The 14,526-nt window shown below is 65.1% G+C and carries 17 protein-coding genes; 4 read left to right on the top strand and 13 right to left on the bottom strand.

Annotated elements, in window-relative coordinates:
* Positions 1-5: 5 nt before the first annotated feature.
* The 12 genes from flgK to DFR31_RS08770 all read right to left on the bottom strand — a co-directional run bounded on the left by flgK (position 6) and on the right by DFR31_RS08770 (position 11,569).
* The gene (flgK, locus tag DFR31_RS08825; RefSeq protein WP_121442319.1) at positions 6-2,012 is read right to left on the bottom strand and encodes a flagellar hook-associated protein FlgK; all 2,007 of its coding nucleotides are present in this window, start codon (positions 2,010-2,012) and stop codon (positions 6-8) included.
* An 83-nt stretch (positions 2,013-2,095) separates the two neighbouring features.
* The gene (gene flgJ, locus DFR31_RS08820) at positions 2,096-3,202 is read right to left on the bottom strand and encodes a flagellar assembly peptidoglycan hydrolase FlgJ (protein ID WP_121442318.1); all 1,107 of its coding nucleotides are present in this window, start codon (positions 3,200-3,202) and stop codon (positions 2,096-2,098) included.
* 11 nt (positions 3,203-3,213) lie between these two features.
* A complete protein-coding gene (locus DFR31_RS08815; protein ID WP_121442317.1) occupies positions 3,214-4,344 on the bottom strand; it encodes a flagellar basal body P-ring protein FlgI in 1,131 nt (376 codons plus the stop codon).
* A gap of 20 nt (positions 4,345-4,364) precedes the next feature.
* The gene (flgH, locus tag DFR31_RS08810; protein ID WP_121442316.1) at positions 4,365-5,039 is read right to left on the bottom strand and encodes a flagellar basal body L-ring protein FlgH; all 675 of its coding nucleotides are present in this window, start codon (positions 5,037-5,039) and stop codon (positions 4,365-4,367) included.
* A gap of 10 nt (positions 5,040-5,049) precedes the next feature.
* Complete coding sequence (flgG, locus tag DFR31_RS08805) at positions 5,050-5,835, bottom strand: flagellar basal-body rod protein FlgG (RefSeq protein WP_121442315.1); 786 nt, start codon at positions 5,833-5,835, stop codon at positions 5,050-5,052.
* Positions 5,836-5,898: 63 nt separating this feature from the next.
* Positions 5,899-6,639 carry a flagellar basal-body rod protein FlgF gene (gene flgF, locus DFR31_RS08800; RefSeq protein ID WP_121442314.1) on the bottom strand — a complete coding sequence of 247 codons (741 nt, stop codon included), beginning with the start codon at positions 6,637-6,639 and terminating at the stop codon, positions 5,899-5,901.
* Between the two features lie 57 nt (positions 6,640-6,696).
* Complete coding sequence (gene flgE, locus DFR31_RS08795; RefSeq protein ID WP_121442313.1) at positions 6,697-7,917, bottom strand: flagellar hook protein FlgE; 1,221 nt, start codon at positions 7,915-7,917, stop codon at positions 6,697-6,699.
* Positions 7,918-7,944: 27 nt separating this feature from the next.
* Complete coding sequence (locus DFR31_RS08790) at positions 7,945-8,613, bottom strand: flagellar hook assembly protein FlgD (protein ID WP_121442312.1); 669 nt, start codon at positions 8,611-8,613, stop codon at positions 7,945-7,947.
* Between the two features lie 42 nt (positions 8,614-8,655).
* Entirely contained in the window at positions 8,656-9,114 is a 459-nt protein-coding gene (gene flgC, locus DFR31_RS08785) for a flagellar basal body rod protein FlgC (RefSeq protein ID WP_121442311.1), read from the bottom strand.
* Positions 9,115-9,128: 14 nt separating this feature from the next.
* The gene (gene flgB, locus DFR31_RS08780; RefSeq protein WP_121442310.1) at positions 9,129-9,533 is read right to left on the bottom strand and encodes a flagellar basal body rod protein FlgB; all 405 of its coding nucleotides are present in this window, start codon (positions 9,531-9,533) and stop codon (positions 9,129-9,131) included.
* A gap of 151 nt (positions 9,534-9,684) precedes the next feature.
* Positions 9,685-10,512 carry a CheR family methyltransferase gene (locus DFR31_RS08775; protein WP_121442309.1) on the bottom strand — a complete coding sequence of 276 codons (828 nt, stop codon included), beginning with the start codon at positions 10,510-10,512 and terminating at the stop codon, positions 9,685-9,687.
* A gap of 118 nt (positions 10,513-10,630) precedes the next feature.
* Positions 10,631-11,569: a chemotaxis protein CheV gene (locus DFR31_RS08770; protein ID WP_121442308.1), complete on the bottom strand. Its 939-nt coding sequence runs from the start codon at positions 11,567-11,569 to the stop codon at positions 10,631-10,633.
* A 273-nt stretch (positions 11,570-11,842) separates the two neighbouring features.
* Here DFR31_RS08770 and flgA point away from each other — a divergent pair, with 273 nt between their 5' ends.
* The 4 genes from flgA (at position 11,843) to DFR31_RS08750 (ending at position 14,060) form a co-directional block, all read left to right on the top strand.
* Positions 11,843-12,526: a flagellar basal body P-ring formation chaperone FlgA gene (flgA, locus tag DFR31_RS08765; protein ID WP_211328277.1), complete on the top strand. Its 684-nt coding sequence runs from the start codon at positions 11,843-11,845 to the stop codon at positions 12,524-12,526.
* Positions 12,527-12,674: 148 nt separating this feature from the next.
* The gene (gene flgM, locus DFR31_RS08760) at positions 12,675-12,992 is read left to right on the top strand and encodes a flagellar biosynthesis anti-sigma factor FlgM (RefSeq protein ID WP_121442306.1); all 318 of its coding nucleotides are present in this window, start codon (positions 12,675-12,677) and stop codon (positions 12,990-12,992) included.
* Between the two features lie 26 nt (positions 12,993-13,018).
* Positions 13,019-13,519, top strand: a complete 501-nt coding sequence (locus tag DFR31_RS08755) for a flagella synthesis protein FlgN (protein ID WP_121442305.1) — start codon at positions 13,019-13,021, stop codon at positions 13,517-13,519.
* A gap of 142 nt (positions 13,520-13,661) precedes the next feature.
* Positions 13,662-14,060 (top strand): hypothetical protein, encoded by a 399-nt coding sequence (locus DFR31_RS08750; protein WP_121442304.1) that lies wholly within the window; start codon positions 13,662-13,664, stop codon positions 14,058-14,060.
* A gap of 102 nt (positions 14,061-14,162) precedes the next feature.
* On the opposite strand, the gene rplS is transcribed toward DFR31_RS08750, so the two are convergent.
* The gene (gene rplS, locus DFR31_RS08745) at positions 14,163-14,516 is read right to left on the bottom strand and encodes a 50S ribosomal protein L19 (RefSeq protein WP_121442303.1); all 354 of its coding nucleotides are present in this window, start codon (positions 14,514-14,516) and stop codon (positions 14,163-14,165) included.
* Positions 14,517-14,526: the final 10 nt, after the last annotated feature.

Here is a 14,526-nt window from a genome sequence, read left to right as displayed (position 1 = left end):
GCTGCTTACCTCTGCACCGCGCCCAGTAGGGTCTGGAACAATTCATTGGAGACGGAGATGACCTGCGCCGAGGCGGCGTAGGCCTGCTGGAAGCGCAGCATGTTGGCCGCCTCCTCGTCCAGGTTGACGCCGGAGAGCGCCTCGCGCGCCTCGACGGACTGGTCCAGCAGGGTCTCCTGGGCATCCCGGTTGGACTGGGAGCGGCTCGTGTTGGCGCCCACGTCCCCGACCAGGCTGCTGTAGGCCTCCTGGAAGGTGCTGTTGCCGCCGTCCATGGTTTCCAGATCTTCAAGGCCGACCATGGCCAGGGCGTTGCCGTTGTCACCCACGGCGTTCTGGTTGCCCTTAATGGTGAAGGTATCGCCTTCTCTGGGTTCACCGGAGATCGTGAACTCACCGTCCAAGCCATCGAGATCAAGGTCATCACTCAGGCTGAATACCTTACCCTGCTGGATATCGAACCCATTCTCCGGATCATCCGGGTTGTACGGCAGAAAGATATCTTCCCCGTCTACCTCGACGCTAAACCCCGGGCCTTCACCTTCATCCTGAACAAATTCGAGCTCAATTTCGTCGTCAAAAGGCAACGAATCATTCGCGGCAGTCAGTTGAACGGGACTGATTTCGCCCGTGCCGGTGTTAGAGGACTGGCCGTCATCACCAACGCCCTCGCCGGAGATCAGTGCCGAGGCGGCCGCAACCTGATTGGGGCGGCTCAGGCGGGTATCAATGCTGGAGGCGCCGTTGCGGGTCGGCTGCACCTCGAAACGGTCGCCCTCCGCATATTCATCGGAAACATCAAAGGTCAGCCCTTCCATGGAGAACTGACCGTCGTCGATGTCATCCTCGCCGAACGTTTCCGAATCTCCAGTGGAGCGGTTCGTGACGGTCCACTCATCACCGTCGAACTCCATCCGGTAGTTCTGCCCGGTCAACTGACCGATGTTGTCCCGGTCAAAGCTGACCTCGGGCTGGCTGTCCGTATCGTCTGAAACGGAGACCGACGTGACCCGCGGCGGTGCCACGCTGAACAGGTCCGCGCCCGGCTGCGGTTCGCCCGAGTCGAACTGCACACCCAGGTTGTGCTGCCGGTTCATTTCCTCGGCCACGGTGATGGCGATGCGCCCGAGGTCATCATTCACCGGGTTGAGCACGTCGTCGCGGAACTCCATCAGCCCGCCCAGCGACCCGCCGGAGATGTTGCGGGTGACATTGGTGCGGCTGCTCGGGGTTTCCACGAAGAGGTCGAACTGCTCCGGGTCGCCATCGCTGGGGGCAATATCAAGTTCGTTCGCATTGACGCCGTTGACCACCGGCTGGCCACTGCCGATTGCGACGTTCACCGCCCCGTCGGCCTGCTCCACCACGCGCACGTCGGTGATCTCCGCCATCTCGCGCAGCAGCTCATCGCGCTGGTCCAGCAGGTCGTTGGGCGGCTGCCCGACGCGGTTGCCCTCTCGCACGATCTCGCGGTTCAGGTCGGCCACCGCCTCGGAGAGCTGGTTCAGCTCGGTGACCTTCTGCTTCATCTGCTGGTTCACCTCGCGCTCCAGTTCGGCGGTGCGCTGGTCCAGGGTGTTGAAGCGGGTGGCCAGGCTGTCGGCGGCGCTCAGTACCTGCTGCTTGGCGGTGGTGGAGTTGGGGTCGTTGGCCAGGTCGTCCAGGGCGGCGAAGTAGTCCTGCAGCGCCGGGCTGAGACCGGCATCGGCGTCCGCCAGCAGGTTATCCACCCGGCCTGACAGGCCGGCCATGGTGTCCAGGCGCTCGAACTCGGAGGTGTTCTTGCGGACGTTCTCGATCAGGTTCTGGTCGGCGAGACGGCGGACCGTGTCCACCTGGGTGCCGTTGCCGACAAAGCCGGCACCGGTGCCGGAGGGCGGCCGGGTGCTCTGCTCCACCCGCTGGCGGCTGTAGCCGTCGGTGTTGACGTTGCTGATGTTGTGCGACGTGGTCGCCAGCGACCTCTGCGCCGCCATCAACCCCGAAATGCCTGTCTGCATTGTGCCCGCCATGCCTGGTTACTCCCTCAAAAGGCCGCCTTGCAGCCCTTCAGATACTGTTATCGGCCATCGCACCGCCAACTTGACCGGCTGCGTCACCCGGCACCCGACTCGCCGCTGTCGGCCATGCGCAGGGGGTTGTCATCCACGTGCCGCAGGTGCTCGCTGTTCATCACCCGCTCCAGCTTCTCGGCGTAGCGCGGGTCGGTGGCATAGCCGGCATCCTGCAAGGCGTGCACAAAGGCGGAGGGGTCCTGCCCCTGGGCCAGTGCCTCGCTATAGCGCGGGTTGCGCTGCAGGAAGTCGGCGTAGTCGCGGAAGCTGTCGGCCACGCCCTGGTAGGCACGGAAGCTGGCCTGCTCACGCTGGGCCACGCCGTCACGGTATTCCAGGGTGGGCACAGTAACGCTCTCGCCCTCCCAGCCGTGGGACTTGATGTTGAAAAGGTTGTGGCTGCTGCCCTCACCCTGGTTTATAACGTGCTGCCCCCAACCGGTCTCCAGCGCCGCCTGGGCGATCAGCGCACGGGGCGAAACGCCCAGTTCGGCCGCCGTCTCCTTCGCCGCCGGCAACAGGTCGTTCACGAAGGCTTCCGGGCTGTCCCAGGGGGGGCCGCCGGCCGACGCCCGCGGCTCGCCCGCCGCCCCAGCGGCATCATCCACGGCACCGTCGCGTTTTTCCGCCTCTCTACTCGGCACCTCGGACTCGATCTCCGGCATCTTGAGACCACTCATCGCCGGCACCACGTCCTCGCGCTCGGCATCCGCACCGTCCATCAACGGCTGGGCCCGCTCCGCCGGGGTGGCCCGGGCGGGGATGGCCTGGCGGCGGTAGTCCTCCAGATCCCGGGGGGCCGGGTTGCCGCCCTCATCGTCCAATCCGGCGTGCTGCAGCATCTGCCGCTCCACCATCTCGGCCAGCCCCAGGCCCTGCCCCGACCCGGCCATGTCCATGCCGATCTGCTGGTCGAAGACCTCCATGTACTGGTCCTCGGCGTTGCCGCCGAACAGGTCGTTGCCCGGGGTAGTTGAACGCATCTGCTTGAGCATCATCTGGATGAACAGGCTCTCGAACTGCTCGGCCACCTGCGAGATGGATTCCCGCGATGGGTTCTGCAGCCCCTGGCGCAACTTCGCCGTGCCCGATGCCGGGTCCAGGGCATTGTTGGCGTGTACCTGTGCCGACTGGTTATGGATGCTCATCGCGCCTGACCTCAGATGATGATCAGTTCCGCCCGCAGGGCCCCGGCGCGCTTGAGCGCTTCGAGGATAGACACCAGGTCCCCCGGCGCCGCGCCCACCTGGTTCACCGCGTTGACGATCTCATCCAGCGTGGTGCCGGGGCCGAAGACGAACATGGGGTTCGCCTCCTCCTCGATCTCGATATCGGTCTGCGGTACCACCATGGTCTCGCCCTCGGTGAAGGGATCGGGCTGACTGACGAAGGGCGCCTCGGTGATGGTCACCGTCAGACTGCCGTGGGTAATGGCCGCCGGACGTACCTTCACCTCGCTGCCGATCACCACCGAACCGGTGCGCGCATTGACGATCACCTGCGCCGGGGCATCCCCCGGTGTCACTCGGATCTCTTCAAGAAAGCTCATGAAGCTGACCCGCTGGTTGGGCGTGCGCGGCGCCTGGACCTGGATCGAGACGGCATCCTGCGCCTGGGCGGTGTTCGGCCCCAGGTTCTCGTTGATGGCCTCCGCCACACGGTGGGCGGTGGTGAAGTCCGGGGTATTGAGGTTCAGCACGATATCGCCCTGCTCGGAGAAGGGGCTGTTCACCTCCCGCTCCACCGTGGCTCCATTGGGAATGGTGCCGGCGCTGGGGATATTGACGGTGATGCTGGAGCCGTCTGCCCCCTCGGCACCAAAGCCGCCCACCAGCATGTTGCCCTGGGCCATGGCGTAGATCTCTCCATCCGCGCCGCGCAGGGGTGTCATCAACAGGGTCCCGCCTCGCAGGCTATCCGCGTTGCCCAGGGAGGAGACGGTGATATCCACCTCCTGCCCCTGGCGGGCAAAGGGTGGCAGTTCGGCGGTGACCATCACCGCCGCCACGTTGTCCACCTGCATGTTCACGTTTTCGGGGATGGCGATACCCTGGGAAGACAGCATGGAGCGGATGCTCTGGATGGTGAAAGGCGCCTGACTGGACTGGTCGCCGGTGCCGTCAAGCCCCACCACCAGGCCGTAACCCACCAGCTGGTTGCTCCGTACGCCCTGCACCGAGGCGATGTCCTTGATGCGCTGCTCGGCCTGGGCCACGCCGGTGAGCAGCAGCACCAGGGCCAGGAGCAGAGCGGGTAGCGTTACCCGTAGTACCAGATTGAGCTGTCGCATGATCCCCCCTTGCACTGCCTTCACAGCGGCCACCAGCGGCTGTTGAACACGCGGGTCAGCCAGCCGGGCCGGTTGCTCTCGGCCAGCGCGCCGGTGCCGGTATAGGCGATCTGCGCATTGGCCACCCGCAGCGACGACACGGTGTTGTCGGCACCCACGTCGTCCGGCCGCACGATGCCGGAGATGGTCACGTACTCGGCGCCCTGATTGAGGGTCAGCTTCTTCTGCCCCTCGATGACCAGGTAGCCATTCGGCATGGTGTCGGTGACGATGGCGGTCAGCGTGCCTGTAAGTTCGTTGCTCTGGTCCGCCGCGCCGTCGCCGCTGAAGCTGCGGTCCGCCTCGGCATCGAACTCCAACGGCACGCCGCCCCGGGTGGCCTCACGGCCGGCCCAGGTGGGCGCTGGCAGATTGGCGTTGCTGCTCTTGTTCATGGAACTGCTGGTGGACTTGCTGGCGTCGGTGTTCTCCTCGAAGAGCACGGTGATCACGTCACCCACTCGGCGGGAGCGCCGGTCCTCGAACAGACGTTGTTCGCCCCCCGCCTGAAAGATGGCGCCGTTGTTCTGACGCTCCGGCTCGGCGATCTCGGGCAGCGGCAGCGGCTCCGGCGCCTGATCCGGCACGGAGGCGCACCCCGCCAGCACCGCGGTGGCGAGCACCAGGAACAGCAGTTTGACTAGCCGGTTATCCATGGCCCGCCCCCTAGATATTGTTATTGATGAACTGCAGCATCTGGTCCGTGGACGAGATGGCCTTGGTGTTGGTCTCGAAGGCGCGCTGGGTCTCGATCATGTTCACCAGCTCCTCGGCAATGTTCACGTTGGAGCTCTCCAGCGCCCCCTGCATGAGGGTGCCCACGCCATCCAGCCCGGGGTCGGAGATCTGCGGCGGCCCGCTGGCCGCGGTCTCCTGGAACAGGTTGCCGCCCATTGGGTCGAGGCCGGCCGGGTTCACGAAGTCCGCCAGCTGGATGTTGCCCAGCTGCTGCGGCTCCGCCTGGCCCGGCAGCTTCGCGCTCACCGTCCCGTCGCGGCCGATGGTGACGCTGGTGGCATCCTCGGGGATATTGATCGGGGGCTGCAGCTGGTAACCGGACGAGGTCACCATCTGGCCCTGGTCATCCACGTTGAAGCTGCCGTCCCGGCTGTAGGCGATCTCACCGTCGGGCATCAGGATCTGGAAAAAGCCGTCGCCCTCGATGGCCACATCCAGCGAGTTCTCGGTCTGCTGGATATTGCCCTGCATGTGGATCTTCTCGCTGGACATCACCCGCACACCGGTACCCAGATTGAGCCCGGTGGGCAGCAGGGTGTCCTGGGTGCTCTGGCCGCCCGCCTGCCGGACGTTCTGGTAGATCAGGTCCTCGAAGTTGGCCCTGTCTTTCTTGAAGCCGGTGGTGTTGACGTTGGCCAGGTTGTTGGACACCACCTGCATGCGCGTCTGCTGCGCATCCAGGCCGGTCTTGGCCACCCAAAGTGCTGGATTCATGGCATCTGCCTCCGTGGTGTCGAATTCCTGCCGTTACCGGCTTACTTGCAAGCTCCGGGCCATTCAGCTGTTGCGCAGCAGCTGGGCGCTGGTCTGGTCGTTCTCTTCCGCCGCGGACATCATCTTCACGTAGGTCTCGAACTGCCGGGCGTGGTCGATCATCTTCACCAGCGCATCGACCATGTTGACGTTGCTGCCCTCGAAAGCGCCGGAAACCAGACGCACCCCGGCGTCGGCCTCGGCCTCCTCGCCGTCAGCCAGGCGGAACAGGCCGTCCTCGCCCTTCTGCAGGTTCTCATTGCCCGGATCCACCAGCTTGATGCGGTCCAGCTCTACCCACTGGTTGGGGTTCTGGCCGGCCGGTATGATGCTGATCGTGCCGTCATCGCCGATCTCGATCTCGTCCGCCGGCGGCACGGCCACCGGGCCGGCCTCACCCATCACCAGGTTGCCGTCACCGGTGGTCAACAAACCGCCGTCGGCGATCTGCAGGTCACCCCGGCGGGTGTAGGCCTCGTTGCCATCCGGGCCCTGCACCGCCAGCCAACCGTCACCGTTGATGGCCACGTCCAGGTCCCGGCCCGTCTGCACGATGCCGCCCTGGGTGAAATCGCTGCCCACCGTCAACTCCTCGGAGTAGACCCGGGAGTCATGGCCCGGGCCGCTCACCGGTGCGGACATCAGGGCATCCAGATCGGCGCGGAACCCGGGGGTGTCCACGTTGGCCAGGTTGTGGTTGTTGTGGTGCTGGGCCTCCAGGGAATGCTTCGCCCCGGTCATGGCCAGGTAAACCATGCGGTCCATGGATCTTGCCTCCCCGCCCTGGCCGGGCGCAGGGCCCGGCGCGGCGGTCATGCCTCATCAGCGGATGTTGAGGATTTCCTGGGTGATCTGGTCTTCGGTGCTGATCATCTTGGCGTTGGCGGAGAAGTTCCGCTGCGCGACGATCATGTTGACCAGCTGTTCGGAGATATCGACGTTGGCCTGCTCCAGGGCGCCCGATTCGATCTGACCGAAATCGGAAGTGCCCGGCGTGCCGATAACCGGCTCACCGGCCTCGAAGGTGTCCGCCCATTCGGTATCGCCAACCGGCTGCAAGTTTTCCTGGCTGGGGAACTTGGTGATGCCCACACGGCCCAGCGATTCGGATTGGCCGTTGGTGTAGCGGGCGAAGATAGTGCCATCGGACTCCACGTCCAGGCTGGAGAATTCACCAGCGGCGAAGCCGTTCTGGTTGATGTCGCTGACGGCGAAGGGGGAGCCGAATTGGGTGATCTCGGAGAAATCCAACTCAACTTCTTCGTCTTCGCCCAGCCCGAAATCCAAGTTCTCGAAAATACCGTCGCTCTCCAATACGCCGTTTCCATCGAACTCCAGCGATGGGTCGTCGTCCGCACCAAGTCGAACAGGCTCATCAAGGCCATCCACTTGCGCGTGCACATCCCACTTATTATCGTCGACCTTCCTAAAGAAGAAGTTTGCCGTGCGCTGGTTGCCCTGCGAGTCGAAGAAGGTGGTGCTAGTGGATTCGTTGTAGGTCGCCGTGTCCGATGGGTCGAAGGCGTCTTCCTCGTCGATTACTTCTGCACCCGCATCGAGATTCGCCTGAACACTCGCCTCAGTGGTAGCGCTCGGAGCCACATTCCCGGTTTGAACCCGGAGTTCCTGCGTGCCGTCGCCGACATTGTTGCCGTCTTCATCCACGTTGTACCCGGTCAGCCGCTTACCCGCCGAGTTGGTGATCCAGCCATCCCGGTCCAGTTGGAACGCCCCGGCACGGGTGTAGGTCACATCCCCGTCATCGCTCATGCGGAAGAAGCCGTTACCGCTGATCCCCAGGTCCAGGCTGTTCTCGGTGAAGTCGAACTGCCCCTGGTTGAACTGCTGGCCTACGTTCTGCAGACGCACGCCCTGCCCGATGGACAGACTCGTCACCCCCAGGTTGCTGAAGGAAAACAGGTCGGCGAACTCCGCCCGGCTCTCCTTGAAGCCCGTGGTATTGCTGTTGGCAATGTTGTTGCCCGTGATGTCCAGGTCTGATTGCGCGGCGTTCAGGCCGGTCAGCGAGGTTCCGAATGACATGATGCTTCCCCTTTTTATTGATCGCTGTTACTGCACTCGACGGATGTCGGACAGGGCCATCTCGCCCAGACCGTCCAGGTTGACCCTCGGGCCCCGCTCGCCCTCCCCGGCCAGCGTCACACTGAGCACGGAGGCGGCATTCATGATCGGCAGGCCCTTTTCCTCGCCGTCCACCTGCGTGGTGGCGCTCACGCGGTAGTCACCGGGAGGCATCTCCCGCCCGTCATCGGACAGCCCGTCCCAGGCGAAGGGCAGGTCGCCGGCTGGCTGCTCACCGGTGGAGAGGGTCCGGACCCGCTCGCCGGCGGCGTTGTGGATGCTGATGTTGGCGTTGCCCACCGCTGCCGGAAGTTTGACGATGCCCGTCAGCTCCCCCTCAGCCGGCAAGCGCCCCTGATCGGTCTCCACCAGCACGTCACGGCCGACAAGAGAGGCGGCCTGCAGCGCCTGGTTGGAGCGCATGTCGCTCTGGAACTCGGAGAACGACTTCTGCAACTCGTCCATGCCCGAGGCCGTGGTGAACGAGGCGATCTGCGACATGAACTCGCCGCTCTCCATGGGGTTCATCGGGTCCTGGTTCTGAAGCTGGGTGATCATCAGCTTGAGAAAGTCCTCCTGCCCCATCTCATTGCCCATCTCGCGCTGGGTCGGCTGTTGCCGTTGGCTGTCACTGGCTTCGGCGCCGCTCACGTTCATGGTGATTCCCTCCGTCTAGTGCCGGTGTCCGGCTGCCGCCCGTTACTGCTGCCCGAGTCGCAGGGTCTGCAGCAGGAGTTCCTTGGAGGTATTCATTACCTCCACGTTGTTCTGGTAACTGCGCGAGGCGGAGATCATGTTGGTCATCTCCTCCACGGAGTTGACGTTGGAGCGGTACACGTACCCTTCATCATCCGCCTCCGGGTGATTGGGCATGTACATGGGCTGCACCGGGGCGTCGCTCTCGACGATCTCATCCACCTGCACGCCCACATTGGTGCCATCGGGCTGACCGGGGTTGCCCATCACGCTGCCACTGCCCTGCCCCTGCTGGGCTGCCTGGAGCACCGAGGCGAAGACCGGCTGACGCGAGCGGTAGGCCGCCTCCGGGCTTCCCGCCACCGTCTCCGCATTGGCCAGGTTGCTGGCCACGGTGTTCAGGCGGGTCTGCTGGGCGTTCATGCCCGAGCCGGATACGTCAAAGACCTTGAATAAAGACATGTGTCAAATCTCCGTCATTCGCCCCGGATCGCGCCGAGCAATCCGGTGATCCGGTCACCGAGGAAGGTCAGCGAGGCCTGGTATTGCACCGAGTTCTCGGCGAACTTGGCCTGCTCCACGTGACTCTCCACCGTGTTGCCATCCAGCGCCGGACCATGCGGCACCCGGTACAGCGCTTGCGGGTCACCGTCCAGCCCACCGCCGGGACTGACATTGAAGTGCTTCTCGTGGGTTGCCTGCATGGGCCCGGTCCCACGGCTCTCGGCGGCCTGCATGGCCGCCTGGAAGTCCATGTCCTTCGCCTTGAAGTTTGGCGTGTCGGCGTTGGCGATGTTGGATGCCAGCATCTGCGAGCGCTCGCCGCGCAGGCGAAGCGCCAGTTCCTGGGTTCCGAAGGCTTTATCCAGCGAAAGGCTCATTGCTCACCTCACACGAGTTTCCTGTGAGAGATAAAGCAAACGGCATGCCAACTAAAAAGGGGTGGGGAATAAAGAGGGTTCGGTGAAGGGCTGCAGGGTGGGCGGCCAGGGTTTTCCGCTCAGCGGCAACCCCCAACCGGATTCCAGGCTGTCAGGGCCGGCGGTAAACCACGCCGCCATCCAGCCGATGCATTTCGAAATCTCCGGCGTACCCGGAGAGGGACTCGGAGGCGCCGATGATCAGCCAGCCACCCGGTCGCACACTCTGCGCCATACGGTGGATGATGTCCCGGCGGGAGTCGGTGGAGAAATAGATCAGCACGTTGCGGCAGAAGATAATGTCGAACCGGCCCAGCGAGGCGTAGCTGTCCAGCAGGTTGTGCAGCTTGAAGGTGGCCCGCCGTTTGATCTCCGGGCGCACCTCCCAGACGTCATCCCCCAACTCACGGAAGTAGCGCTGCTGGCGCTCGGAGGTCAAACCACGCCGGGCGACGCTGGCGCGGTACCGCCCCTGGCGGGCCGCCTCGATCATCCGGGGGGCGATATCGGTGCCGACAATCTCGGCATCGATGCTGCCCCTGCCCGTCCGGTTGAACTCGTCCACCGTCATGCTGATGGAGTAGGCCTCCTGTCCGGAGGAACAGGCGGCGGACCAGACGCGCACCGAGCGCTGGTTCTGCTTCACGTAAGCGGGCAGGATGTGCTCCTTGAGCACGCGGAAGGGGTAGCCGTCACGAAACCACTGGGTCTCGTTGGTGGTCATCGCCTCAATCACCCGGGCCTGCAGCGTGCCGCTGCCCGGCCGGCGCAGGCGTGCGACCAGTTCGCCCAGGTCGGACACCCCCTGGTCGGCCATCAATGGCCCCAGGCGGCTGGCCACCAGGTACTGCTTGTTATCGCCCAGCACGATCCCGCTGGAGGTCTCCAGAATCTGGCGGAATGCCTGGTAATCCTGCTCTTTGATGGCTGAAACGCTCAAGCTGGGCTCCTTGCGTGTTCGACCCCTGAAAGCCGGCCCTTCCCGGTGGCCGTGACGGCGTGCCGGCGCAGTATAACACCCCGACCGCCCCACGCCGACGCTGCCCGGGGCCTCGGGATCAGCCCGCCGAGACAGTCTGAAGACGCGCCTCTAACTTCTCGGCGAGTTCGTTCGAGCGAAACTTGGAGAGGAAGTCATCCGCCCCCACCCGCTCGACCATCTTCTCGTTGAACACGCCGGACAGGGAGGAGTGGAGCAGGACGTTGAGCCCGGCCAGTCGCTGGTCATCGCGGATACGGCTGGTCAGGGTGTAGCCATCCATGCGGGGCATCTCCACGTCGGAAATGACCATCAGCAGCCGCTCCAGCGGAGAGCCTTCCTCCTCCGCCCAGGTCTGGAGCAGTTCCAGCGCTTCCTGGCCATCGCGCACGGCCGTGCATTGCAGGCCCAGGTCCTCCACGGTATGGACCACCTGCCTGCGGGCGATCACCGAGTCATCCGCCACCAGTACATGCCAGTCATCGGCCCCCGCCAGCGCTTCGTCGGCACCGCCCTCGATCTGCCTCGGGTCCAGACCACCGGCGGCGTTGAGCTCCGCCAGGACCTTCTCGACATCGATGATCTGAACCATCTGCCCATCCAGGCGGGCAATGGCGGTCAGGTAGGTACCGCCCGAGCCCTGGGACGGCGGCGGCAGCACGTCCTCCCACTTCATGTTGACGATGCGGTCCACACCGCCCACCAGGAACCCCTGCACGCTGCGGTTGTACTCGGTGACGATCACGTAACCGCCCCCCTCCACGTCCAGGGGCGCCCCGCCGATGGCCATGCTCAGATCCACGACCGGAATGGTCTGTCCCCGGATATGCGCAATGCCCCGCGCTACCGGATGGCTGTTGGGAACGCGGCTCAGCTTCGGCGCCGGAATGACCTCGCGCACCTTGAACACATTGATGCCATATCGCTGCGAGCGCCCCATGTGAAACAGCAACAGCTCCATCCGGTTACGCCCGGCCAGCTGGGTCCGCTGATTTACCGCGTGCAGGATCTGCGACATGACTTCCCCCAAGATACGAAAGACGCCCGATGCGCCCGTGCTCTTACAGTCATCGGACAAGGGCGGCCGGACTTGAGCCCCGCTGTCACCGAGCCTGTTTTTCCGACCTATTCCAACAGACATTATCATGTTTGGACACCGGGCCTGCTACGGGCACCCCGCCAGACATAGGCATGGATCATGCTTGCTTCCCTTCAGCAATCGCCCGGACGGGCCTGAAATGGGGAAAATCCACTCATGCTGAACGGAAGAATGTCGATAAGGCGCATTGGCATGACTCTGGTGGCAGCCATTTTTCTGACGGCCCCATGGGCGGCTCAGGCGGAGCGGCAGCCGCTCGAGGATATCCGCGCCACGGCGGCGGAGTGGGCCCAACAGGCCTACGCAGAGCACGGCGACACGCTGGAGGTGGAGATCGGCCGGCTGGACCCCCGCCTCCGCCTGGCCCGCTGCGACGGCGAGCTTGAGGGGTTTTCCCCCCACGGCGATCGCGGTGTCGGCAATCTGACGGTCGGGGTGCGCTGTACCGGCACCCAGCCCTGGACGGTCTACGTCACCGCCCGGGTGGACACCGAGGTGGAGGTGCTGGTGGCCGCGCAGCCGCTGCGCCGCGGCGAGCGCATCCGCCCGGGCAGCCTGACCCTGGAGACCCGGTCGCTGTCCTCGTTGAACCGCCCCTATGAGACCGAAGCGGACCGCCTGATGGGCATGGAGGTTCGCCGTTCCCTGCGCCGGGGCGACCTGATCAGCCAGACGGCACTGGCGCAACCGCAGCTGGTGCACCGCGGCCGCACCGTTACCCTGCGGGCCGGCAACGGCGCCGTGGCCGTCACCGGTCGCGGCAAGGCCCTGGAAAACGGTAGCATGGGCGATATCGTCCGCGTGGAATCAGGCAGCTCCGGCCGGGTCATCGAGGGCCGGGTGGTCGGCGAATCGCTGATCGCTGTCGGGCAATAGGCCGGATCACCGGGCACGGAATTCGCATGTTCTCAAACCGGCAGGAGAAGGCTAAAGTCTTCGGAACACCTGCCGACATATTATCCAGAGTGGGCGTCCGGCCGCTGACCACAGGGCCGGGTAACGTGACCTGGACGGAGAGACGACAATGACCGACCCCATCAACAACGGCAATCGGCTGCCCGGCTCCCCCGGCCTGAACCCCGGCGGTGCAGGCAAGGCGGGCAACGCGAGCCGGCAGGAAGGCGCCGCCGACCGGCCAGCCACTGCCGACAACCGCGGTGCGGATCAGGCCAACGTGTCCGATCGCCTGCAGGCCGTGCGCCAGCAAATCGACGCCACGCCCGAGGTTAATCAGGAGCGGGTCGAGGCGCTGAAGGAGCGCATCGCCAACGGTGAGTACCCGGTGGATGCCGACAAGATCGCCAGCCGGATGGTCGAGTTGGAGAGCCTGCTGCAGCGCTGAGCATCGGCAACGGATGACGGACTGACATGACCATGACCGCCGTAGAGCCTGCCATCGTCGACGCCCTGCAACGCTGCAGCGACTGCGCGCAGTCGGTCATGGCGGTGTTGCGGCGCGAGCGCGCACTGCTGGATGAGCGCGACGCGGAGGGCCTGACCGCGCTGATGCCGGAGAAGCTGGAGGCACTGTCCGCCCTGGAAAAGGCGGAGCAGCAGCGGGCGGAAGCGGCCAAGGCGCTGGGCTACCCGGCCGGGCCGGAAGGCATGCAACGATTGCTGAAAGACCATGAGCAGCCCGAGCTGGAGGCTGCCTGGCGCGCCCTGACGGATCAGCTGCGCACGCTGCAGACCACCAATGAGGCCAATGGCCGGCTGATCCATCGCAGCCTCGAGCAGACCAGCGAGGTGCTGGCCATTCTCACTGGGGGCGGCGCGGGCACACCCGCCACCTACGGCAGCGACGGCATTCAGGGCAGTCGCGTTACCGCCGGCCAGGGCGGCGTTGGCCGCAGCATCACCCGCGCCTGACCCCCCCACCACGGCGCTGTTTTCAGCGCGCCGGTTCGATAACCCGCCCCGATTCCCTGCCGTCGGTGAACGTCGGCAGGCGTGTATTGTCTCAGCAGTACGAGCTATAGTAAGTCATTCATTCGCAGTTCCCGGAGGCCGCATGGTCGAGATCAACGCGAACCCGACAATCGCGCAGCAGGTCGCCAACTCAGGCGCCACCCAGGAAGCGCGGCGTAACGACCCGGCGAACACCACCCAACAGCAGGCGAACCAACCCGCTGCTGACACCGCCAACCCGGTGAACAACACGCCCGGCAACGAGGCCGCCCGCCCGGTCGAGCCCAACTCGGGCAGTGACCAGGTGACCCTGAGTACCGGCCAGGACCCGGTCGACGATGCGGACTCGGGCGCCCAGAACAGTGAGGCCGCGGCCGCCCTGGCGAATGAGGTCAGCGAGGCGGTGGCCGAGCAACCGGAGGCCGCCCTGGCCGCTGCCAGTGCCGGGTTTGAAACCAGCGATAGCGAGCGCGCCGAGCGGGCCATCGCCGCCCTGTCCTGAGCCCCTTTCCCGGTGACCTGACGCAAAAAGCCCCCAGCGGCCATGCCGTGGGGGCTTTTTGCTGCACGGGCCCGGTGCAGAACCGGGCCGGTCCGGGTCGCTTTACTTGACCTTTTCCTTGATGCGGGCGGACTTGCCGCTGCGCTCGCGCAGGTAGTAGAGCTTGGCGCGGCGCACATCACCCCGGCGCTTGACCTTCACGCTCTCGATGATGGGGCTGTAGGTCTGGAAGACGCGCTCGACGCCCTCACCGTGGGAGACCTTGCGCACCGTGAAGGCGCTGTTGATGCCCCGGTTGCGCTTGGCGATCACGACGCCCTCGAAGGCCTGCAGACGCTCACGGCCACCCTCTTTGACCCAGACCTGCACGGTCACGGTGTCGCCGGGACCGAACTCGGGAATCTTGGCCTCGCGGGCCTCCATCTGCTCCTTGTCGAGCTGCTCGATGATGTTCATGCCTGTACCC

Source organism: Alkalispirillum mobile (assembly GCF_003664325.1).
GTDB classification, from domain to species: domain Bacteria; phylum Pseudomonadota; class Gammaproteobacteria; order Nitrococcales; family Halorhodospiraceae; genus Alkalilimnicola; species Alkalilimnicola mobilis.
This window is presented reverse-complemented; position numbering and strand designations above follow the sequence as displayed.